Below are 16,560 nucleotides of genomic sequence, written 5' to 3' on the forward strand. Positions count from 1 at the left end.
CCCGCTGAGAAATCAGCGGGCTTTTTTACATCTTGAATTTGCTAAAAGAGAGCTCAAAAACACTAGATAAGTCGTTATATTATCTAGTTATAAGGTTCGTAGAGTTAAGGCATTAAAAAAGCAGAGCGTAATCGCTCTGCTTTGATGTCTCAATGAATACTCTTTGGAATTTGTACAATCAGCTCGCTTATTTAGCGACGTTACCCGCCACGTTTAAAGCATCCCAAGTACGTGAAAAAGGTGGGGCATAACAGAAATCCATGTAGCCTAGTTGTTGAGTAGTCATCTTGGCTGTGATCGCTACGGCCAGTGCATTGATGCGGCCAACGGCTCCTTTCTTACCTACGATTTCACCACCTAAAAGGACCTTAGTTTCTGGGTGATAAACCAACTTCACCTTGATGTCTTCCTGGCCAGGGTAGTAATCGGTTTGGTTCTTATCTGAAATGGTCGATACTTTCACATCCAAGTTATGTTCTTTCGCTAGAAGTTCATTTACGCCAGTACACGCCAGCTCGTAATCGAGTACTTTCAAACAAGACGACCCCAAGAAGCCCGACATGTAGGTATCTTTACCTGCTAGCTTGTCTGCCATCATACGCGCTTGCTTATTGGCTGTGGTTGCTAGAGCAACATAAACAGGTTTGCCTAGTGCCATATGATGGACAACGGCACAGTCACCGACTGCGTGGATGTAAGCATCTACAGTAGCACCATATTCATTTACCAACAGAGCGCCGTTTGCAGCTTTTGGCAGTTCGAATGCTTCCGTGTTTGGTTTGAAACCGAGTGACAGGATCACGACATCGGCTTCTACGTTGCCATTATCGGTTTCTACTATGTAACCACCTTGTTCCGCATCGCGAATTGCAGACACGCTGCACCCTGTTTTAAGGTCTGCACCTGATTCACGAATCGCACCTTCGACTACTTCAATGATTTCTGGGCTGAACTGACGGCTCATGATGTGTTGTTCACGTTCGATGATCGTCACGTGTTTGTCTAAGCCGTGCGCTGCATCGAATACTTCCAGGCCGATAAAACCAGCCCCAATAACACACACACGTTGCTTGTTAACATCCTTTAGCGCTTCTTTAACCGCCAAGCCGTCTTCCATGCTTGTTAGTGTGTATACGTGTTCTGGATTGAATTCACCTAATGGTGGAACGATTGGTCGCGCACCTGTTGCAATGACCAACATATCGTAATCGATGACGCTTTCTTCATTTTGGTGACGTACCGTAATTTGCTTTTCAGTGCGGTCGAATGACACCATTTCTGTTTCTACACGTACATCTAAGCCTGATTTTATGGCTTGATCTGGTGTACGGGAGATCATTCGCTCGGTGTCATCAAACATGCCGCCTGCAAAGTAAGGTAAGCCACAGGCTCCGAAAGAGATGTAGCTACGCTTATCTAAAACGATGACTTCGTCTGATGGTTGATTACGTTTGTATTTTGCTGCGAAACTCATACCCGCGGCGCTACCGCCTATAACAACAACTTTCATATTTACTACCTAAATAACCTGAACTCAGGAAAAACAGAAGAGCACTCACGTGGAGTGCTCTTAATTAAGTTTGAGAATTATACTGCTGCTTCTTTTGATACTGTCGCTGTAACGTCAGCGTCGTATTGTTCAGTATCCAATGAGCCATTCTTCTTCGCTGTAAGAACGCCTGACAACATAGAGCCTGAGATGTTCAGCGCTGTACGAGCCATGTCAATTAGTGCTTCAATAGACACTAAAATCGCGACTACTGTGATGTCTAGACCCATGATGGTGAGTACCGCTACTGCTGCGAACGTTGCACCGCCACCAACACCTGCGATACCGAATGAAGCAATCGCGATAACAGCTATCAGTTGTAGGATAAAGCTCAAGTCTACAGGCATGCCCATGACCTGTGCCGCCATGATTGCTAGCATTGCTGGGTAGATACCGGCACAACCGTTTTGACCGATACTAGTACCGAATGTCGCTGACATGTTTGCTGTTTCTTCGTCTACACCTAGGCGCTGAGTTTGTGTTTCAACGTTTAGTGGGATAGCTGCCATGCTTGAACGAGACCCGAAACCGAACACGAGTACTGGCCAGATTTTCTTCATGAACTTGGCAGGAGAAAGGCCGAACATTGACACCATCACGAAGTGGATGCCGAACATAACGCCAATTGCTACGTAGCTTGCTAGAAGGAAGCGGCCCATCTCTGCAAGTGCGAACAGGTCGTTTGTCATCATGAACGTGGTCATCAGAGCGAATACACCGTAAGGCGTTAGCTTCAGGATTTCACGAACCATTGAAAGCACTACTTCTTTTGCAGAGTTGATGAAATCAACGAAGTTTTGCACTTTCTCAGGCTTACGGTTTTTCACTTGAAGGATGCAGTAACCAAGGAACATACCGAACAGTACAGTTGATAGCGTAGAAGTACGTTGAGAGCCCGTTAGCATGTCGAAGATGTTGGTTGGAATGATAGACAGAGCCATACCAGACAGACCGCTGCTCGCCATCGCATCTTGTGTTGCGACCAGTGAATCACCGCGAGCTTCAATCGCACTGTTTGTGCCGATTGTGCTTACTAGCGCGTTCGCATCGATACCAAATAGGTAAATACTTGCGATACCAACGGCCGCTGAGATAGCACAAGTGAAAAGTAGAATACCGATGATTTTTGGTGCGATTCGAGATAGCGCACCGCCGCCTTCAACGTTCATGATCGAAGAGATCATCGCCACAAACACAAGTGGGATAACGATCATTTGTAGAAGTTTGATGTAGCCTTTACCGAACACCGAAATCAGTTCAGCAAAGCCAGATGTCGCAACGTTGCCGACACCGAAAACAAGTTGAATTGCGCCACCGAACAGTAAGCCAGCAGCAAGCGCACTCAGTACGCGGAAGTTAAAACTTTTCTTTTGCTTTTTGAAGTTCGACAGCAGTGCGTAGAACCCAAAGAACAGTATGCTTAATCCAATAAATGAAACGCTCATGAGAATCTCCTATGATACCCATTAATACCTAAGTCGGTTATTTTTTGTATGCGATGGCTTCAATTTCAACCAGTGCGTCTTTTGGTAGTCGTGCTGCTTCAACACAAGAGCGAGCAGGTGCGTTCTCTGTACCAAACACCTCTGTATACACTTCGTTAAAGGCAACGAAGTTCTCCATGTCTGATAGGAAGCAGGTTGTCTTAAGCACTGTGTCCAGTCCCGCATTACTCGCTTCTAATACAGCTTTTAAGTTTTCCAGAGACTGACGAGCCTGCTCTTTGATGCCGCCCTCAACAAACTGCATGGTTTCTGGAACGAGAGGTAATTGACCTGATGTATAAACCATGTCGCCGTAAGACGTACCTTGTGAGTAAGGGCCGATAGCTGCAGGTGCTTGTTCAGTGGCAATGATCTGTTTCACGATGTAACTCCTAATTATTGGTTTTATTCTGATTTAAATTCACGGATAAACTTGTAAACCGCCTGTCGGCTGATCCCAAGTTGCTCTGATACTTGTGTAGTCGTCTCTTTTAGCTCAAATACGCCGTTATCAAATAAGCAACGGATGATGGCTTTATTACGACCTTTGCAGGAAACCGACTCGTCTTGGTCAACCTCGTTAATGGCTGAACTCAATGCTTGCTGAATCACATCATTTGCATTGTTACTGAAGGTCTCACTGACAATGGTTTGTGGCACATTGCACTGCGGCATCAGCGTCTTGACGATTTCTGGAAATGGGAAAGATAAGTTCATGTTGATACACAGCATACCAATCGGCTTTTGTTGTGGACCAGCCAGTACACAGGTGGTCGATTTAAGTAGGGAACCATCTGCTGAGTTGGTGAAATAGCTTTTCGGAGAAACTTCGCCAGTTTTCTCGAATGTGCTCCACATGCGTAAACCTAAATCGGTGATTGGTGACCCAATTTCACGACCCGTATGATGACCATTGACGATCTTCACGACTGAGTTTTCTAAGCTTTCAAATGAATGGATAACCACTTCGCAGTAAGGACCAATCAAATCGGCGATAGTGTCTGCTAAGCGGAAGTAATTACTTAAGCATTCTCTGTCTTCATCGGTGAATCGAACTTGTTTTACATTCATGATTTCGGTTTACATTTTTGAACTCAATGACTGGAATCTACTCCTTTGGTGGTACTCCCACAAGATGCGGTAAACTTCTGTAAACCTGAAGTGAACGTTCAAAACATCAACAAATCGTAAGTTTTAGACCTATATCACGAGCGGAATTTGAACAAGATCACCAAAGGTAGCCAAATGAGGTTTAATTTCTTAAACCGCATCAAGGTTTACATATTTAAAACCAAAGGTTGCATTTTTGAACCCTTTGATGATCTAGGACAAGTTATAAGGAAAGGCAAAAAATTGAATTAATTGGTATTGTAAATGCATGGCAATCAAGCATTTACCTTGCGAATGTGGTGGTGAGTAAAGATAGGTGGTTAATTGAAAATGAGGTTGTATTAGAGAGTTAAATTCACAAAAAACAGCTTTTTAATAGGATGCAAGCTAGGATTTAGATCCTAAAAAAGCAGCTGAAGTTGCTGCTTTATTTTGGAGTGTTCTGTTTGATTATTCGCTTGGCAGTTTAAGCTCGACTTGTTTTAGCGCGCGCTGATACATAAACCATGCACAGGTGCCGGCAAGCACATTACCTGTCATTGCGCCCCAGAATAGGCCTTCAATACCCGCAAGCTGAGAGCCAACCCACAAGCTAGGTAAGAAGAAGGCGAACAGGCGCAGCGCTGAAATCGTCAAGGCGGTATAGGACTTGCCTAATGCGTTAGAGACGGAAACCATCAGCATACAGATTCCTAATGGCCCTAAGCTAATAGGTACGATCAGTAGGTGATAGTTTAAAATCGTCGAGACTTCGCTTTCACTGGTCATTAGGTTTGCTAGTCCGCCAGAGAATAACCAAGTCACTAGTGCGATCACCAACTGGAAACCCAATACAAACATCACCGCAATCTTAACGAGCTTACGTATGTTTTCGAGATTGTTCTCTCCCAACATGCGGCCAATCATCGGAGGCATCGACATCGTTAGTGCTAGCACAGCGACAATCGAGAAGAATTCAAAACGTGAACCCAATGCCCAAGCTGCAACGGCAGCTGTGCCATAGCCAGCAAGCAGCTTAGTGGCGAACATGGATGAAACAGGAGGCAGCAGCTGACTGATCATCGCAGGCCCCATGATGTTACCAATGGAGCGAACACTCTTGCTGATGTCGAGGTCGTGCCAGTCGAAGGTCATCCAATGCTTCTTGGTGACCTTTGGTGCAACGATAAATATACCCGCACCGAACGCCAAGATGGTCGCAATGGCGGCTCCATTGATGCCCATGTCGAGCGTAAAGATGAAAATCGGGTCCAATATTAAGTTGATGATACTGGTCGCGATCATCATTGAACCGGGCAGCATGGTATTACCATTGGCACGACACACACTGTAGGAAAAGTAGAGCAGTGCACCTGTCCAAGAGCTGGCTAGCCAATAGATCCAATAAGAATCAATGATCGGTAATACCGTCGGTGGCGCATCCAACAATTGTAAAATTGGCCCTCGCAGCAGATAGATGATGACGGAGAAAAACGCGACACTCACGCTGCCCATCGCAATCACTAATCCACCAAGCTGCTTAGCGTAGCGCGTTTCATTCGCGCCAATGGCTCTCGCGATTACCGCGGTTGTCGCGATACCTAACCCGACCTGAATACCGATGATGATCATCTGTATTGGAAGCGTGAAACCTTGAACAGCGAGCGGCAGTACGCCCAGTTGGCCAATAAAAGCACTGTCGACAAGCTGGAAGCTCATTAGGGAAAGTACCCCAAATAGCATTGGCCATGTCATTGTATAGAGTTGTCGGCCAAGAGAAGGCGAGGGAGTTGCGGTAGTAGAATTCATAACACTCTTATCGGTCTTGAAGTTAGGCTTGTTGTGATGACAAACCTCTCAATGAAGAATTGTGTAAAGGATAACGTAAGGTCAGCGCGATACCAATGCTTGTTATGATAGGCAGGTTATCTTTGTTGGCTCTCGGTGAACAAAAAAGCCAGTCGCGATGACTGGCTTTGTTGACTCTATATCTAGTTGTTGACTCTAAGCGTTACTTGTTTGCAACGTTACCAAGCTTCAACCACGTGTCGATAACCGTATCTGGGTTTAGTGAAACAGAGCTGATGCCTTGTTCCATTAACCACTCCGCTAGGTCGTCATGGTCTGATGGGCCTTGGCCACAAATTCCTACGTATTTACCCGCTTTAGCTGCTGCATCGATTGCCATTTTCAGCATCGCTTTCACCGCTGGGTTACGCTCATCGAATAAGTGAGCAACGTCACCTGAATCTCGGTCTAGGCCAAGTGTCAGCTGTGTCATGTCGTTTGAACCGATAGAGAAGCCATCGAAGTACTTCAAGAATTCCTCAGCCAAAATCGCATTCGATGGTAGCTCACACATCATGATGACCTTCAGACCTTGGTCGCCACGACGAAGATCGAACTTAGCCAGAATGTCGATAACCGATGCTGCTTCGCTTGGAGTACGAACGAATGGGATCATGATTTCAACGTTCTTAAGACCCATTTCGTTGCGAACGCGTTTGATTGCTTGAGTCTCTAGCTCGAAACAGTCTTCGAATACTGGTGAGATGTAACGAGATGCGCCACGGAAGCCCAGCATTGGGTTCTCTTCATGCGGTTCAAACGTTTTACCACCGACTAGGTTGCTGTATTCGTTCGACTTGAAGTCAGACATACGTACGATCACACGCTTAGGCCAGAATGCAGAAGCGATTGTAGCAATGCCTTCTGTTAGCTTGCTTACGTAGAAATCGATAGGATCTTTGTAGCCACGAATACGCTGGTTGATTTCTGCTTTGATCTCATCCGTTTGCTCATCGAAGTTCAACAGAGCTTTAGGGTGAATACCAATCATCTTGTTGATGATGAATTCAAGGCGAGCAAGGCCAACACCTTCGTTCGGGATTTGGGCGAAGTCGAAGGCACGATCTGGGTTACCCACGTTCATCATTACTTTGGTTGGCAGCATTGGTAGCTCATCAACCTCAGAACGTTTGATCTCGAAGTCGAGTTCGCCGTTGTAAACGTAGCCTGTTTCGCCTTCTGAACATGACACTGTTACGGTGTCGCCATCATTCAGGCTGCTTGTCGCGGTACCACAACCAACTATGGCAGGAATGCCTAGCTCACGAGCAATGATTGCTGCGTGACAAGTACGGCCGCCACGGTTAGTGACAATCGCAGAGGCTTTCTTCATCACAGGCTCCCAGTCCGGGTCTGTCATGTCAGTGACCAGTACGTCGCCTTCTTGAACCAGTGACATTTGGTCTAGAGAGTCAACCAAGCGAACAGGGCCTGAACCGATACGCTGACCGATAGCGCGGCCTTCAACCAAGACATCCGCCTTGTTGTTTAGCTCGTAACGCTCGATAACGTTTTGGTCGCTCTGAGAACATACGGTTTCAGGACGCGCTTGAACGATGTAAAGCTTGCCGTCGATGCCATCTTTTGCCCACTCAATGTCCATCGGACGTTGGTAGTGCTTCTCGATGATCATTGCTTGTTTTGCAAGTTCTTTGATCTCTTCATCGTTCAATGAGAACTCGTTACGTTCTTTAGTATCTGTATCGATGATATCAACTTGCTTGCCGATCTCTTGGTTGGTTGAGTAGATCATCTTGATCAACTTAGAACCAAACGTCTTTTTAACAACTGGGTAGTGACCCGCTTCTAGCATTGGCTTATGAACGTAGAACTCATCTGGGTTCACCGCGCCTTGTACGACCATTTCACCTAGGCCCCAAGAAGAGGTGATGAATACCACTTGGTCGAAGCCTGACTCAGTATCAAGCGTGAACATCACACCTGAAGAAGCTTTGTCTGAGCGAACCATACGCTGGATACCCGCAGACAATGAAATGCCACGGTGATCAAAGCCTTGGTGTACTCGGTAAGAGATAGCGCGATCGTTAAACAGAGAAGCGAACACGTGTTTCGTTGCTTCGATAACTGCATCGATACCTTTCACGTTAAGGAAGGTTTCTTGTTGGCCAGCAAAAGAAGCATCTGGAAGGTCTTCAGCTGTTGCCGATGAGCGAACCGCAACAGACAATTCTTCGTTGCCTTCAATCAGTTCACGGTAGTTATCACGGATATCTTGCTCTAGTGATTCTGGGAAGGGTGCGTCTAGAACCCATTGTCGAATCGTTGCACCTGTCTTACGCAGTGCGTCAACGTCTTCAACATCAAGTTCATCAAGGAGTTGGTGAATGCGCTCATCAAGACCTTTGTAGTCAAGAAAGTTGTTAAACGCATAAGATGTGGTAGCAAAACCATTAGGTACTGATACGCCAGCGTTGGCTAGGTTAGAAACCATCTCGCCAAGTGAAGCATTCTTACCGCCGACTTTGTCGACATCTTCCATGGAAAGGCCATTGAACCATAGGGTGTTATTTTGCATTTATTTCTCCAGAAACATAGCAAGCATTGTAGGGATTTAAAGGCAAACGATTACGTATCAGTTTAAAAAAATGTAAATTATTTTCTAAAGCTGTGGGGGACGTAATAGTCAGCAGGGTTTCGTTATATATATTATGGTTCCCATCCTACTCAAAATAATTTTAAACATTAAATAAAAAATGCAAATTGATATCCAAAGTCGTGATGTATTCTATGTTTCTGATGGAACGGCCATAACATGTGAGACTTTAGGGCATGTTGTTCTAGGTCAATTCCCATTCGAAGCTAATGAAAAAACCTTCCCGTTTGTCGAAAGTGAAGACAAACTTTCTGATTTATTGAAAGAGATCGAGATTTCATATCGAGCAACAGGCCATGAACCTTTGGTCTTTTTCTCGATTGTGATTCCGGAGATAAAACTCAAGCTGTTAGATGCGCCTGCGCATTGTTATGACGTGTTAGAAAGTATCGTGCAGAAAGTGCAAGATGATACGAAAATGGCGCCTAAGCCGAAGCTGCAGCGTTCTCGTAGCGTTAATAAAGACTCGGACAAATACTTCGACCGTATTGCTGCTATCGAATACACGTTAGCGCACGACGACGGCATTACTTTAAAAGGCTTGGAAGAGGCAGACATTATCTTGTTGGGTGTCTCTCGCAGCGGTAAAACGCCAACGAGCTTGTACATGGCAATGCAGTTTGGTTTACGCGTCGCAAACTATCCGTTTATCCATGATGATATTGCTCGCTTAAGGTTGTTACCGGAGTTTGAGATATATCGCCATAAGTTGTTTGGTTTGACGATCGATGCGGAAAGGCTGACCGAGATCCGTGAGAATCGATTGGCAGGTAGCGAGTACGCAAGTGATTCACAATGTTTGTATGAGCTACAAACGGTTGAAGGGTTGTTCAGACGTGAAGCCATTCCATACATCAACACCTCGTCACTGTCTGTTGAAGAGATTTCGACACGAATCTTGGAACGTACAGGTTTGAGAAGGCGCTTGTTGTAGAAAAAGACAATTGAGTCATAAAAATCGAAGCTCGTACGGACAATGGTTCGGGGAGCTTCGATTTTTCTTTTAGCTGGTTGTTAGCTATTAACTATTAACGACTCAACAAATTAGCGAAGCAGCATGATGCTAAGCGTTTTGCTCTGTTTTTCGAGCCAATGTTCAAGTGCTGGTGGCCATTCGATACTTGGTTCGACACAGAAACCGCGAAGCATTGAGAAATAAAGAGCTTGATCAACCAAAGGTAGCGATGATTCACCATTCTCTAGTTCCAATAGAAGCTCTGCATCTTTCAGCAATGGGTTAATCAGTTGAACGTATTGTGGGGTCTTTTCTAAGAGCTCTTCAAAATTAAAGCCTTCGGTCTCTTTACTAACACGCCAAGCTTTTTTTGCTCCAGCCGAACGATATTCAGCCAAGTCGAGGTTCCACCAACGTGGGCGTCCGATCTGTTGAGTGAGAGGGAAAGTTCGGCTTTGGAAAAGAGTAGCCTGCTCTGAAGGTTCACGTTGCTCATTATTTGATTTCAAATCCATGAAATAAGCAATGATGTCTAGGCTTTCGGCCATGATAGAACCATCGTCTTTCTGTAAGACGGGCACCATTTTTTTACCGATCAGATCGATAAGGGTTTGGGCATCATCATAATCCACAGAAACAAGTTCGATATTCAAGCCAAGAGATTGAGCAATGTAGGCAACTCTTGCACAGAAAGGGCAGTGGTCGTAAATGTAAAGCTTCATAGCTTCCCTCATTTATGGTCATTACAAGTATAAGATAATGCTAATGTACCAGAAACTCTTACGAATACTAAGCATCAATAAATGCCAAGTTCCAGTAAACGCTTAGCACTAATAAACAGCATGCACTAACAGACAATAAGTATTTAGTGTAGATACTCTTTACTGAATTCTATTGTCCGTTGGATTGGACGTTATTGTAATGAGTAAATTAGAGGGGAAACTGGTGGGTAAATTACAGGCACAAAAAAGGCTCTGGCTGCTCACTCTAATGTAGAAGAATGAAGTCAGCCAAAGCCTCAATTTTGTTACCTTTAGCAGAGTGACTACTAAAAGAGCGGAGCGGTTAAACTATGCTTTTTTAAGGTCTTTTGCAGGGTAAGTAAGCGTCATTATTGCGCCTTCTACTGTTGTAACATGAACGTAGCCACCACCAGCACTTAGGCCAATTACTACCATTTCACCTAGCTCAACACCTTTTGTTGCAACAACGCGATCATCAACTGAAAACACTTTACACACCTTCAATAAAATAAATAAATACGACAGATATCGAACGCGGATTTAAACAGATGGTATCCCAATCAACTAATCCGGTTATTTGTCGTAAAGATTAAATTTAGTTATGCATAAATCGGCATTTCTTAAAAATCAGTTGGTTAACATGCTTGGGGTGTTATTTGTCGGCGGGATAAATGACACCAACTTGCTGACGCATATCTGTAATTAACTTGGCAACGGTTAAAGCACGCAGTTGGGCTTGAGCTTGGGTGCTTTTGTCACCAGCAATGCAGTTTGCAAAGGCTTGGACCTCGTAACTCATGGAGTTTTCGCTTTGTGCTTGAGTAAGGTTTTCTACCGTGCCATCACGATAGCGAATCTTAACGTCGGTGCATTCTGCAATGTGATCGATGATGATCGCTCCCTGTTCGCCTTGGATCTCGCTTGGTACGTAAGAGTCGCTGACTTTAGAGTGCGCAAGGGTTACATCAAATTCTGGATACTGGAAGATCGCACAGCCATGCGCATCCACACCTGAGTCAAGTAGCTTTGCCGAAGCCAGCGCATTCTCAGGTTCACCAAACAGAGCAGAAGTCGCGGCTACGCAGTAGAAGCCAATATCGACTAATGAACCGTTAGAGAAAGCTGGGTTGAAGGTGTTTGGGTTCTCGCCGTTTAGGTATTTCTGGTAACGCGATGAATACTGACAGTAGTTGATGTGCGCTTTATGCACTTTGCCTATCTTTTTTAAGCCGAGTTGAACTTGCTCAAAGTTCGGTAGATACTGAGATTTATACGCCTCAAACAGCACCACCCCGTTCTTCTGAGCGACCTCAAACATGTGTGTTGCTTCTTCAATATTCGATGCGACAGGCTTCTCACAGATGACATGCTTGCCGTGTTCCATCATCAAGATAGATTGCTCGCAGTGCAGTGAGTTTGGTGAAGCGATGTACACGGCTTCAACTGTGTTGTCATTTGCCAATGCGTCGAGTGAGTCATACGTCGTTTCAACGTTAAATTCTTGGGCGAACTGTGCCGCGCTGGCCAGATTTCGTGAATAAACCGCAGCAAGTTGCATCGATTGTGATTCATGAGCAGCTTGAACAAATTTCTTTGTAATCCAATTGGTTCCAATTACAGCGAACTTAATCATAAGGTATCCGTTAGTTAGTATATTAATTCTATGAAGATAGTAGCACTCAATGGCTAGCATTGTTTCTGAGATTTGCGGAACAATTCTCCAAGATCTTTAGTCTGATATTAATATTAACTCGTCTATACCTGAGCTTTCTAGAGCATCATAATAGAGTCTTTTGTTGTGCTGGTTCGGAGGTGGGAGGTGCAGGTTTAGTATCAGTGACCGATTGTATTCTCTCAATTGGTGGTTTATTGGAAGTGTTTAATATAAAAGACTCAATACCCAAAGAATGAAGATCTATTGATTATATCCTCTCGTCAATTCTTAAGAAATATTATACAAGCTGAATTGGTGTGCAATTGTATTTATATGCAATCGCGCAATTAACCTATGGTGTTTTAATATCACTTTGTTTAGTAATTGATAACATTTTAAGACAATAAATGTTATCGATTGGGAGCAATTTACGTTACAGAGTCACGAAATTGAACATAATTGGAATAATGAACAACATTTGTTTTAGATTGGTTCTAATTATGAGAAATAGGGGGGTTACTTTTGTTGATATTTATATTAATTTCTTATGGGTTAAATTATTAGCAATAGGTGTTTTTTTACTGTGAAATCTCTTATTATTGCGCTAGAACGTAAATCTGAACGATTTTTATCCAGCCAAAAGCAACTTTTAAATATTAAGTCTCTAGATATTGAAAAGTTGAGTGCTGTTGATGCTATGTCCTCTAAACCTCATCCTTTGATGGATTTCTATGATGAAACCGCCTTTTATGCACTAAATGGAAGGATCGCTGTTCCTGGTGAGATCGGGTGTTATGGTAGTCACTATTTAGCGTGGGAAAGATGCATTCAGTTAAATCAACCAGTTATTGTCTTCGAAGACGATGTTGTTGTTGATGTCGATGTATTTGAAAAAACGGTTCAATTTGCCAGTAAGCATATTGAAGAGTGTGGTTTTATGAGATTGGAAAATTATTCGACTAAGAGAGAGTATAATTATGTCGTTGAAAATCTCGATGACGAACAAAGTCTAGTGCGACATATTAAAACACCACTATGCACCACTGCCTATATGATCACACCGCATGTGGCGAAAATTTTTATAGAAAAAAGTGAACGATTCCTCTACCCAGTAGATGTATTTATTAGAAATGTATGGCTTCATAAGCAACCAACTTACGGAATATCTCCTGCAGGATTAACCGGGGGAGAAGGTGGCTCAGTCATTGGGAATCGGTCTTCTAGAACAAAAAAATCACTCCGTATTAAAACTCTAAAATTCTTAAGTAAGTTTAGAGATGTCGCTATGAATGGTTTGTTCAATTTGACCTATACCGTAATAATCAAAAAAAGCAGACCCAAAATGTTTAACGGTTTTTAATCGTTTCTTATCTGATTGATTTTACGTCATTCGTTTAGAACGAACCGAGATTTAGATATAAGAACAGCTCCCAATTGGGAGCTGTTCTTCGTTATCGTGTCATGTAATTAGTGGTATCAAGCTCTAGCTCGAAAGTTTTGTTAAAAGAGTAGGACGGTGCACAGCTAAGCTATTTTTGCTAAGGTGTTATTGAATTTAAAAAGGTAGTGATATGCAAATCCGGAACGCTAAGGTAACTGATATTAGCTCGATCTTAGAGCTCTCTATGCAAATAAATCGTCAACATCATCTTGGTGCCCCTATAGTATTTGCTCCCGCTTCTCATGGCTTGGCTGATAGTGAAGAATATTGGTTGGGATTGATGCTTGATCCGGTTGGCACTTTCTTAGTTGCGGTTGATGCTCAACAGGTTGTTGGTTTCTTGGTGGGGAAGGTAACGCAGAATAAAGGGGTAAGCTTCATTCAGTCTCACAAAATAGCGCGAGTGAATACGATTGTGGTAAACGATCAGGTTCAGAGCCAAGGCGTCGGCAAAGCGTTGATGAAGTCGTTTAATCAGTGGGCGCAAGCGAGCGGTGCTATTGAGCTTAGGTTAGAAGTGATGGAGTTTAATCAGCAAGCTAAGGGTTTCTATGAGTCGTTAGGCATGGAAACTCAATCACGAACCATGTCCATGCGCTTTGAGGAGAACTAAAGGTGCGTCTATTTTTGCCTTTATTACTGTGTTTACTGTTTGTAGCTTCGAGTGTGCAAGCTGAAAAGGTTGTGGTTGAAAAGATAATTTCTGACGCGACGGCAATCGAAACCATTGTATTCGAGTCGAAACCGGCTCACTCTCAGCGTGTCTCAACGTCTTCCTCTAACTCAACCTCTTCAGTGATCTCAAATTCCAAACATGTGATTATTGTGGATGATGTTCTTAGCAGTAACTCTGGCGAACAAGTTGCCCAGCTGTCTCAAGGTTCATCTAAACGTCCCCCTCAAAGCTCTTCTCAACAGTCTTACACTCTAACCGGTCCCTCTTCTGAGGCAGACTCTCTGTCGCAAGTGGTCACCTTAGTCAAAGTTGATAAATCGAAACGTAGAATGTACCTACTTAAGGGTGACGAGGTTATTCAAGAGTTTCGTATTGCGTTAGGGAAACAACCGAAAGGGCATAAACGTTTTGAAGGAGACAACCGAACACCTGAAGGGGAATACCAGCTCGATTATGTGATGGAAGAATCGGATTTTCACCGCTCGGTGCATATCAGCTACCCGCAACCTTCGGATATGCAGTGGGCTGAAGAAAATGATGTCGACCCTGGAGGGAACATCAAGATCCACGGAATTAAAAATGGTGAGCGCCGTTCACCGAGCTTTATTCAAAGCTTTGATTGGACGGATGGCTGTATCGCATTAACCAATCAAGATATGGATGAGTTTCTCCAACTTGTAAAAATGGGTACCCCTATCCATATCGAATGGTAGTCATTGGTACCCCATTTTCTTAGTCACTTTCGGAATCTATTCGCGCAGGCAATTAGCGCAGTCAATTCGTGAAACCAACTTCCGAAATTAACCGCTAAAGTCAGTTACAGTATGACTCGACCTGCACTGAATATCGCAATTACGATCAGCAACGCAATGGTGACTGGCTTAAATTTCGCTCCACCAAATCTCTCGAATAATTTAGAACCCACATAACCGCCAAACATGCTGCTTGGTAACAGTGCAAAAGTAAGCCAGACCACCTCGCGGTCGACTAATCCTGCGATAGATGCCGATACAAACGCACTGGAATCTGCCAACACAAAGAACGCAATCAGGCCAGCTCTGGCTATATGCGGAGCAACTGGGCTTGCCAACGCGTGTGTACCAATCGGAGGCCCTGACATTGAAGCTGCGCCGTTCATTACCCCAGCAAGGCTACCTAGAATATAGGGAGCAAATCTAGGCTCTCTTTTGTACTGGAACCCTTTGTAGATCATAAGTGCAGATGCAAAAATGAAGGCGCTGATGATCAAGATGATCGTGTCTTGGCTAACGGATTTTAGCAGAAGTAGGCCGACCGGAGTGAAGGCCAAACAAGGGACAAATACCTTTGAAACCCAGCGCCAATTCACATGATGTTTAACCTTCGGCAGCAATTGGATATTGCCTAACAGGTCGATCAGCATGAAAACGGGAACCAGTTCGATAACAGGCACGAATAACGCACTCAATGGCAGTGCCACTAAGGTAAAACCGAAACCTGAGAAGCCACGAACAATAGCGGCAAAAATGAAGATAGCACCCAAAATTGGGAAGGTTGGACTAAAAATGAGATCCATAAATTAAGTAACCAATGAAGCTGTCTAAATAGAGCGAGCGATGAAACCAAGTGAGTAGCGGAATGTACTCCTACTCACTTGTGTTTGCTACTTAATTTTATGGTTTCCCGAGAATTAATTTTAAGGCATCCCGGGAGTTTATTTAAAGTTTATCGGGGCTATTTTTTCGGTATTTACGAGCTCAATTTATAGGATTGAACTGATTCGGAAAATCAGTAAATACAGCATCTACTTTTGAGCGAAATTTGAAGCGAGACGGATCATTGACAGTGTAGCACCATGTTTGAATGTTTGCTTCACCAAGTGTATCAAGATCGCTCTGCTTCAGATGCTCGTAGTTCATGTGACAACTGAACGCTTTAACCTCATCAATCAGCATAAGATCATCTTGAGTCAGTTGCTCTGTGATCACACCGACACGGTATCTAGGCAAATGACGAGCCATTTCAGCAACGACTTGATGGCTGAAGCTTGAAAGCAAAACTCTGTCGGTGTCAAGATTTGAATGAATCAACTCGGTGTGCAGCAAATCAACGACATGAGGTGCTTGATGTCGGCTATCGACTTTGACCTCTAGGTTGACGCTAAGATCATACTGCTCAACAAGCGCGAGCAACTCTTTCAACGTCAGTATTTTTTCTCCAACGAACTGCTCAGACTTCCAACTGCCAAAATCGAGCTGACGCAGTTCAGCAAGGGTGTGTTCATCAACTCGACCCTTGCCATCGCTGCAGCGCTCAAGCGTGTGATCGTGACAAACGACCAGTTGGTCATCCTGAGTGGGCTGAATATCAACTTCAATCCATTTCAAGCCGAGCTTCGCCGCTTGTTCAATGCTTGCTTTGGTATTTTCTGGGTGAGTACCTGCTACACCTCTATGACCTACGATGATAGACGACATAATTAATCCTTCTTAAAGACGCACCGTAAAAACGCATTAAATATCAGTGTA

At 43.9% G+C, this 16,560-nt stretch carries 15 protein-coding genes; 4 read left to right on the top strand and 11 right to left on the bottom strand.

Annotated elements, in window-relative coordinates; translation table 11 throughout:
* Positions 1-187: 187 nt before the first annotated feature.
* From AB4513_RS21465 to ppsA, 6 genes are all read right to left on the bottom strand, one after another.
* Positions 188-1,510 carry a CoA-disulfide reductase gene (locus tag AB4513_RS21465; RefSeq protein ID WP_009846288.1) on the bottom strand — a complete coding sequence of 441 codons (1,323 nt, stop codon included), beginning with the start codon at positions 1,508-1,510 and terminating at the stop codon, positions 188-190.
* A 77-nt stretch (positions 1,511-1,587) separates the two neighbouring features.
* Complete coding sequence (locus tag AB4513_RS21470; RefSeq protein ID WP_009846289.1) at positions 1,588-2,994, bottom strand: cation:dicarboxylate symporter family transporter; 1,407 nt, start codon at positions 2,992-2,994, stop codon at positions 1,588-1,590.
* 37 nt (positions 2,995-3,031) lie between these two features.
* Positions 3,032-3,415: a RidA family protein gene (locus tag AB4513_RS21475; RefSeq protein ID WP_009846290.1), complete on the bottom strand. Its 384-nt coding sequence runs from the start codon at positions 3,413-3,415 to the stop codon at positions 3,032-3,034.
* 23 nt (positions 3,416-3,438) lie between these two features.
* The gene (locus AB4513_RS21480) at positions 3,439-4,104 is read right to left on the bottom strand and encodes a transcriptional regulator (protein ID WP_009846291.1); all 666 of its coding nucleotides are present in this window, start codon (positions 4,102-4,104) and stop codon (positions 3,439-3,441) included.
* 489 nt (positions 4,105-4,593) lie between these two features.
* Positions 4,594-5,931, bottom strand: coding sequence for an MATE family efflux transporter (locus AB4513_RS21485; protein ID WP_102258198.1), 1,338 nt, complete (start codon positions 5,929-5,931; stop codon positions 4,594-4,596).
* A gap of 202 nt (positions 5,932-6,133) precedes the next feature.
* Positions 6,134-8,506, bottom strand: coding sequence for a phosphoenolpyruvate synthase (gene ppsA, locus AB4513_RS21490; RefSeq protein ID WP_009846293.1), 2,373 nt, complete (start codon positions 8,504-8,506; stop codon positions 6,134-6,136).
* 178 nt (positions 8,507-8,684) lie between these two features.
* On the opposite strand from ppsA, the gene AB4513_RS21495 reads away from it, so the two are divergent.
* Positions 8,685-9,518 (top strand): pyruvate, water dikinase regulatory protein, encoded by an 834-nt coding sequence (locus AB4513_RS21495; protein ID WP_009846294.1) that lies wholly within the window; start codon positions 8,685-8,687, stop codon positions 9,516-9,518.
* Between the two features lie 110 nt (positions 9,519-9,628).
* Here the strand turns inward: AB4513_RS21495 and grxB are convergent, their stop codons facing one another.
* The 3 genes from grxB to AB4513_RS21510 all read right to left on the bottom strand — a co-directional run bounded on the left by grxB (position 9,629) and on the right by AB4513_RS21510 (position 11,915).
* A complete protein-coding gene (grxB, locus tag AB4513_RS21500; protein ID WP_009846295.1) occupies positions 9,629-10,261 on the bottom strand; it encodes a glutaredoxin 2 in 633 nt (210 codons plus the stop codon).
* Between the two features lie 348 nt (positions 10,262-10,609).
* Positions 10,610-10,771, bottom strand: coding sequence for a hypothetical protein (locus tag AB4513_RS21505; protein WP_009846296.1), 162 nt, complete (start codon positions 10,769-10,771; stop codon positions 10,610-10,612).
* 163 nt (positions 10,772-10,934) lie between these two features.
* The gene (locus AB4513_RS21510; protein ID WP_009846297.1) at positions 10,935-11,915 is read right to left on the bottom strand and encodes a Gfo/Idh/MocA family protein; all 981 of its coding nucleotides are present in this window, start codon (positions 11,913-11,915) and stop codon (positions 10,935-10,937) included.
* A 604-nt stretch (positions 11,916-12,519) separates the two neighbouring features.
* Here AB4513_RS21510 and AB4513_RS21515 point away from each other — a divergent pair.
* The 3 genes from AB4513_RS21515 to AB4513_RS21525 all read left to right on the top strand — a co-directional run bounded on the left by AB4513_RS21515 (position 12,520) and on the right by AB4513_RS21525 (position 14,766).
* On the top strand, positions 12,520-13,296 hold the full coding sequence (locus tag AB4513_RS21515) for a glycosyltransferase family 25 protein (protein WP_009846298.1): 777 nt from the start codon (positions 12,520-12,522) through the stop codon (positions 13,294-13,296).
* A gap of 211 nt (positions 13,297-13,507) precedes the next feature.
* A complete protein-coding gene (locus AB4513_RS21520; protein ID WP_009846299.1) occupies positions 13,508-13,990 on the top strand; it encodes a GNAT family N-acetyltransferase in 483 nt (160 codons plus the stop codon).
* 2 nt (positions 13,991-13,992) lie between these two features.
* On the top strand, positions 13,993-14,766 hold the full coding sequence (locus AB4513_RS21525; protein WP_009846300.1) for a murein L,D-transpeptidase family protein: 774 nt from the start codon (positions 13,993-13,995) through the stop codon (positions 14,764-14,766).
* Between the two features lie 104 nt (positions 14,767-14,870).
* On the opposite strand, the gene AB4513_RS21530 is transcribed toward AB4513_RS21525, so the two are convergent.
* Together AB4513_RS21530 and AB4513_RS21535 are read right to left on the bottom strand one after the other, a co-directional pair.
* The gene (locus tag AB4513_RS21530) at positions 14,871-15,608 is read right to left on the bottom strand and encodes a sulfite exporter TauE/SafE family protein (protein WP_009846301.1); all 738 of its coding nucleotides are present in this window, start codon (positions 15,606-15,608) and stop codon (positions 14,871-14,873) included.
* Positions 15,609-15,789: 181 nt separating this feature from the next.
* Positions 15,790-16,509: a glycerophosphodiester phosphodiesterase family protein gene (locus AB4513_RS21535; RefSeq protein WP_009846302.1), complete on the bottom strand. Its 720-nt coding sequence runs from the start codon at positions 16,507-16,509 to the stop codon at positions 15,790-15,792.
* Positions 16,510-16,560 lie beyond the last annotated feature (51 nt).

It is taken from the genome of Vibrio sp. 10N.222.54.E6 (genome assembly GCF_041473955.1).
GTDB lineage: Bacteria > Pseudomonadota > Gammaproteobacteria > Enterobacterales > Vibrionaceae > Vibrio > Vibrio tasmaniensis_A.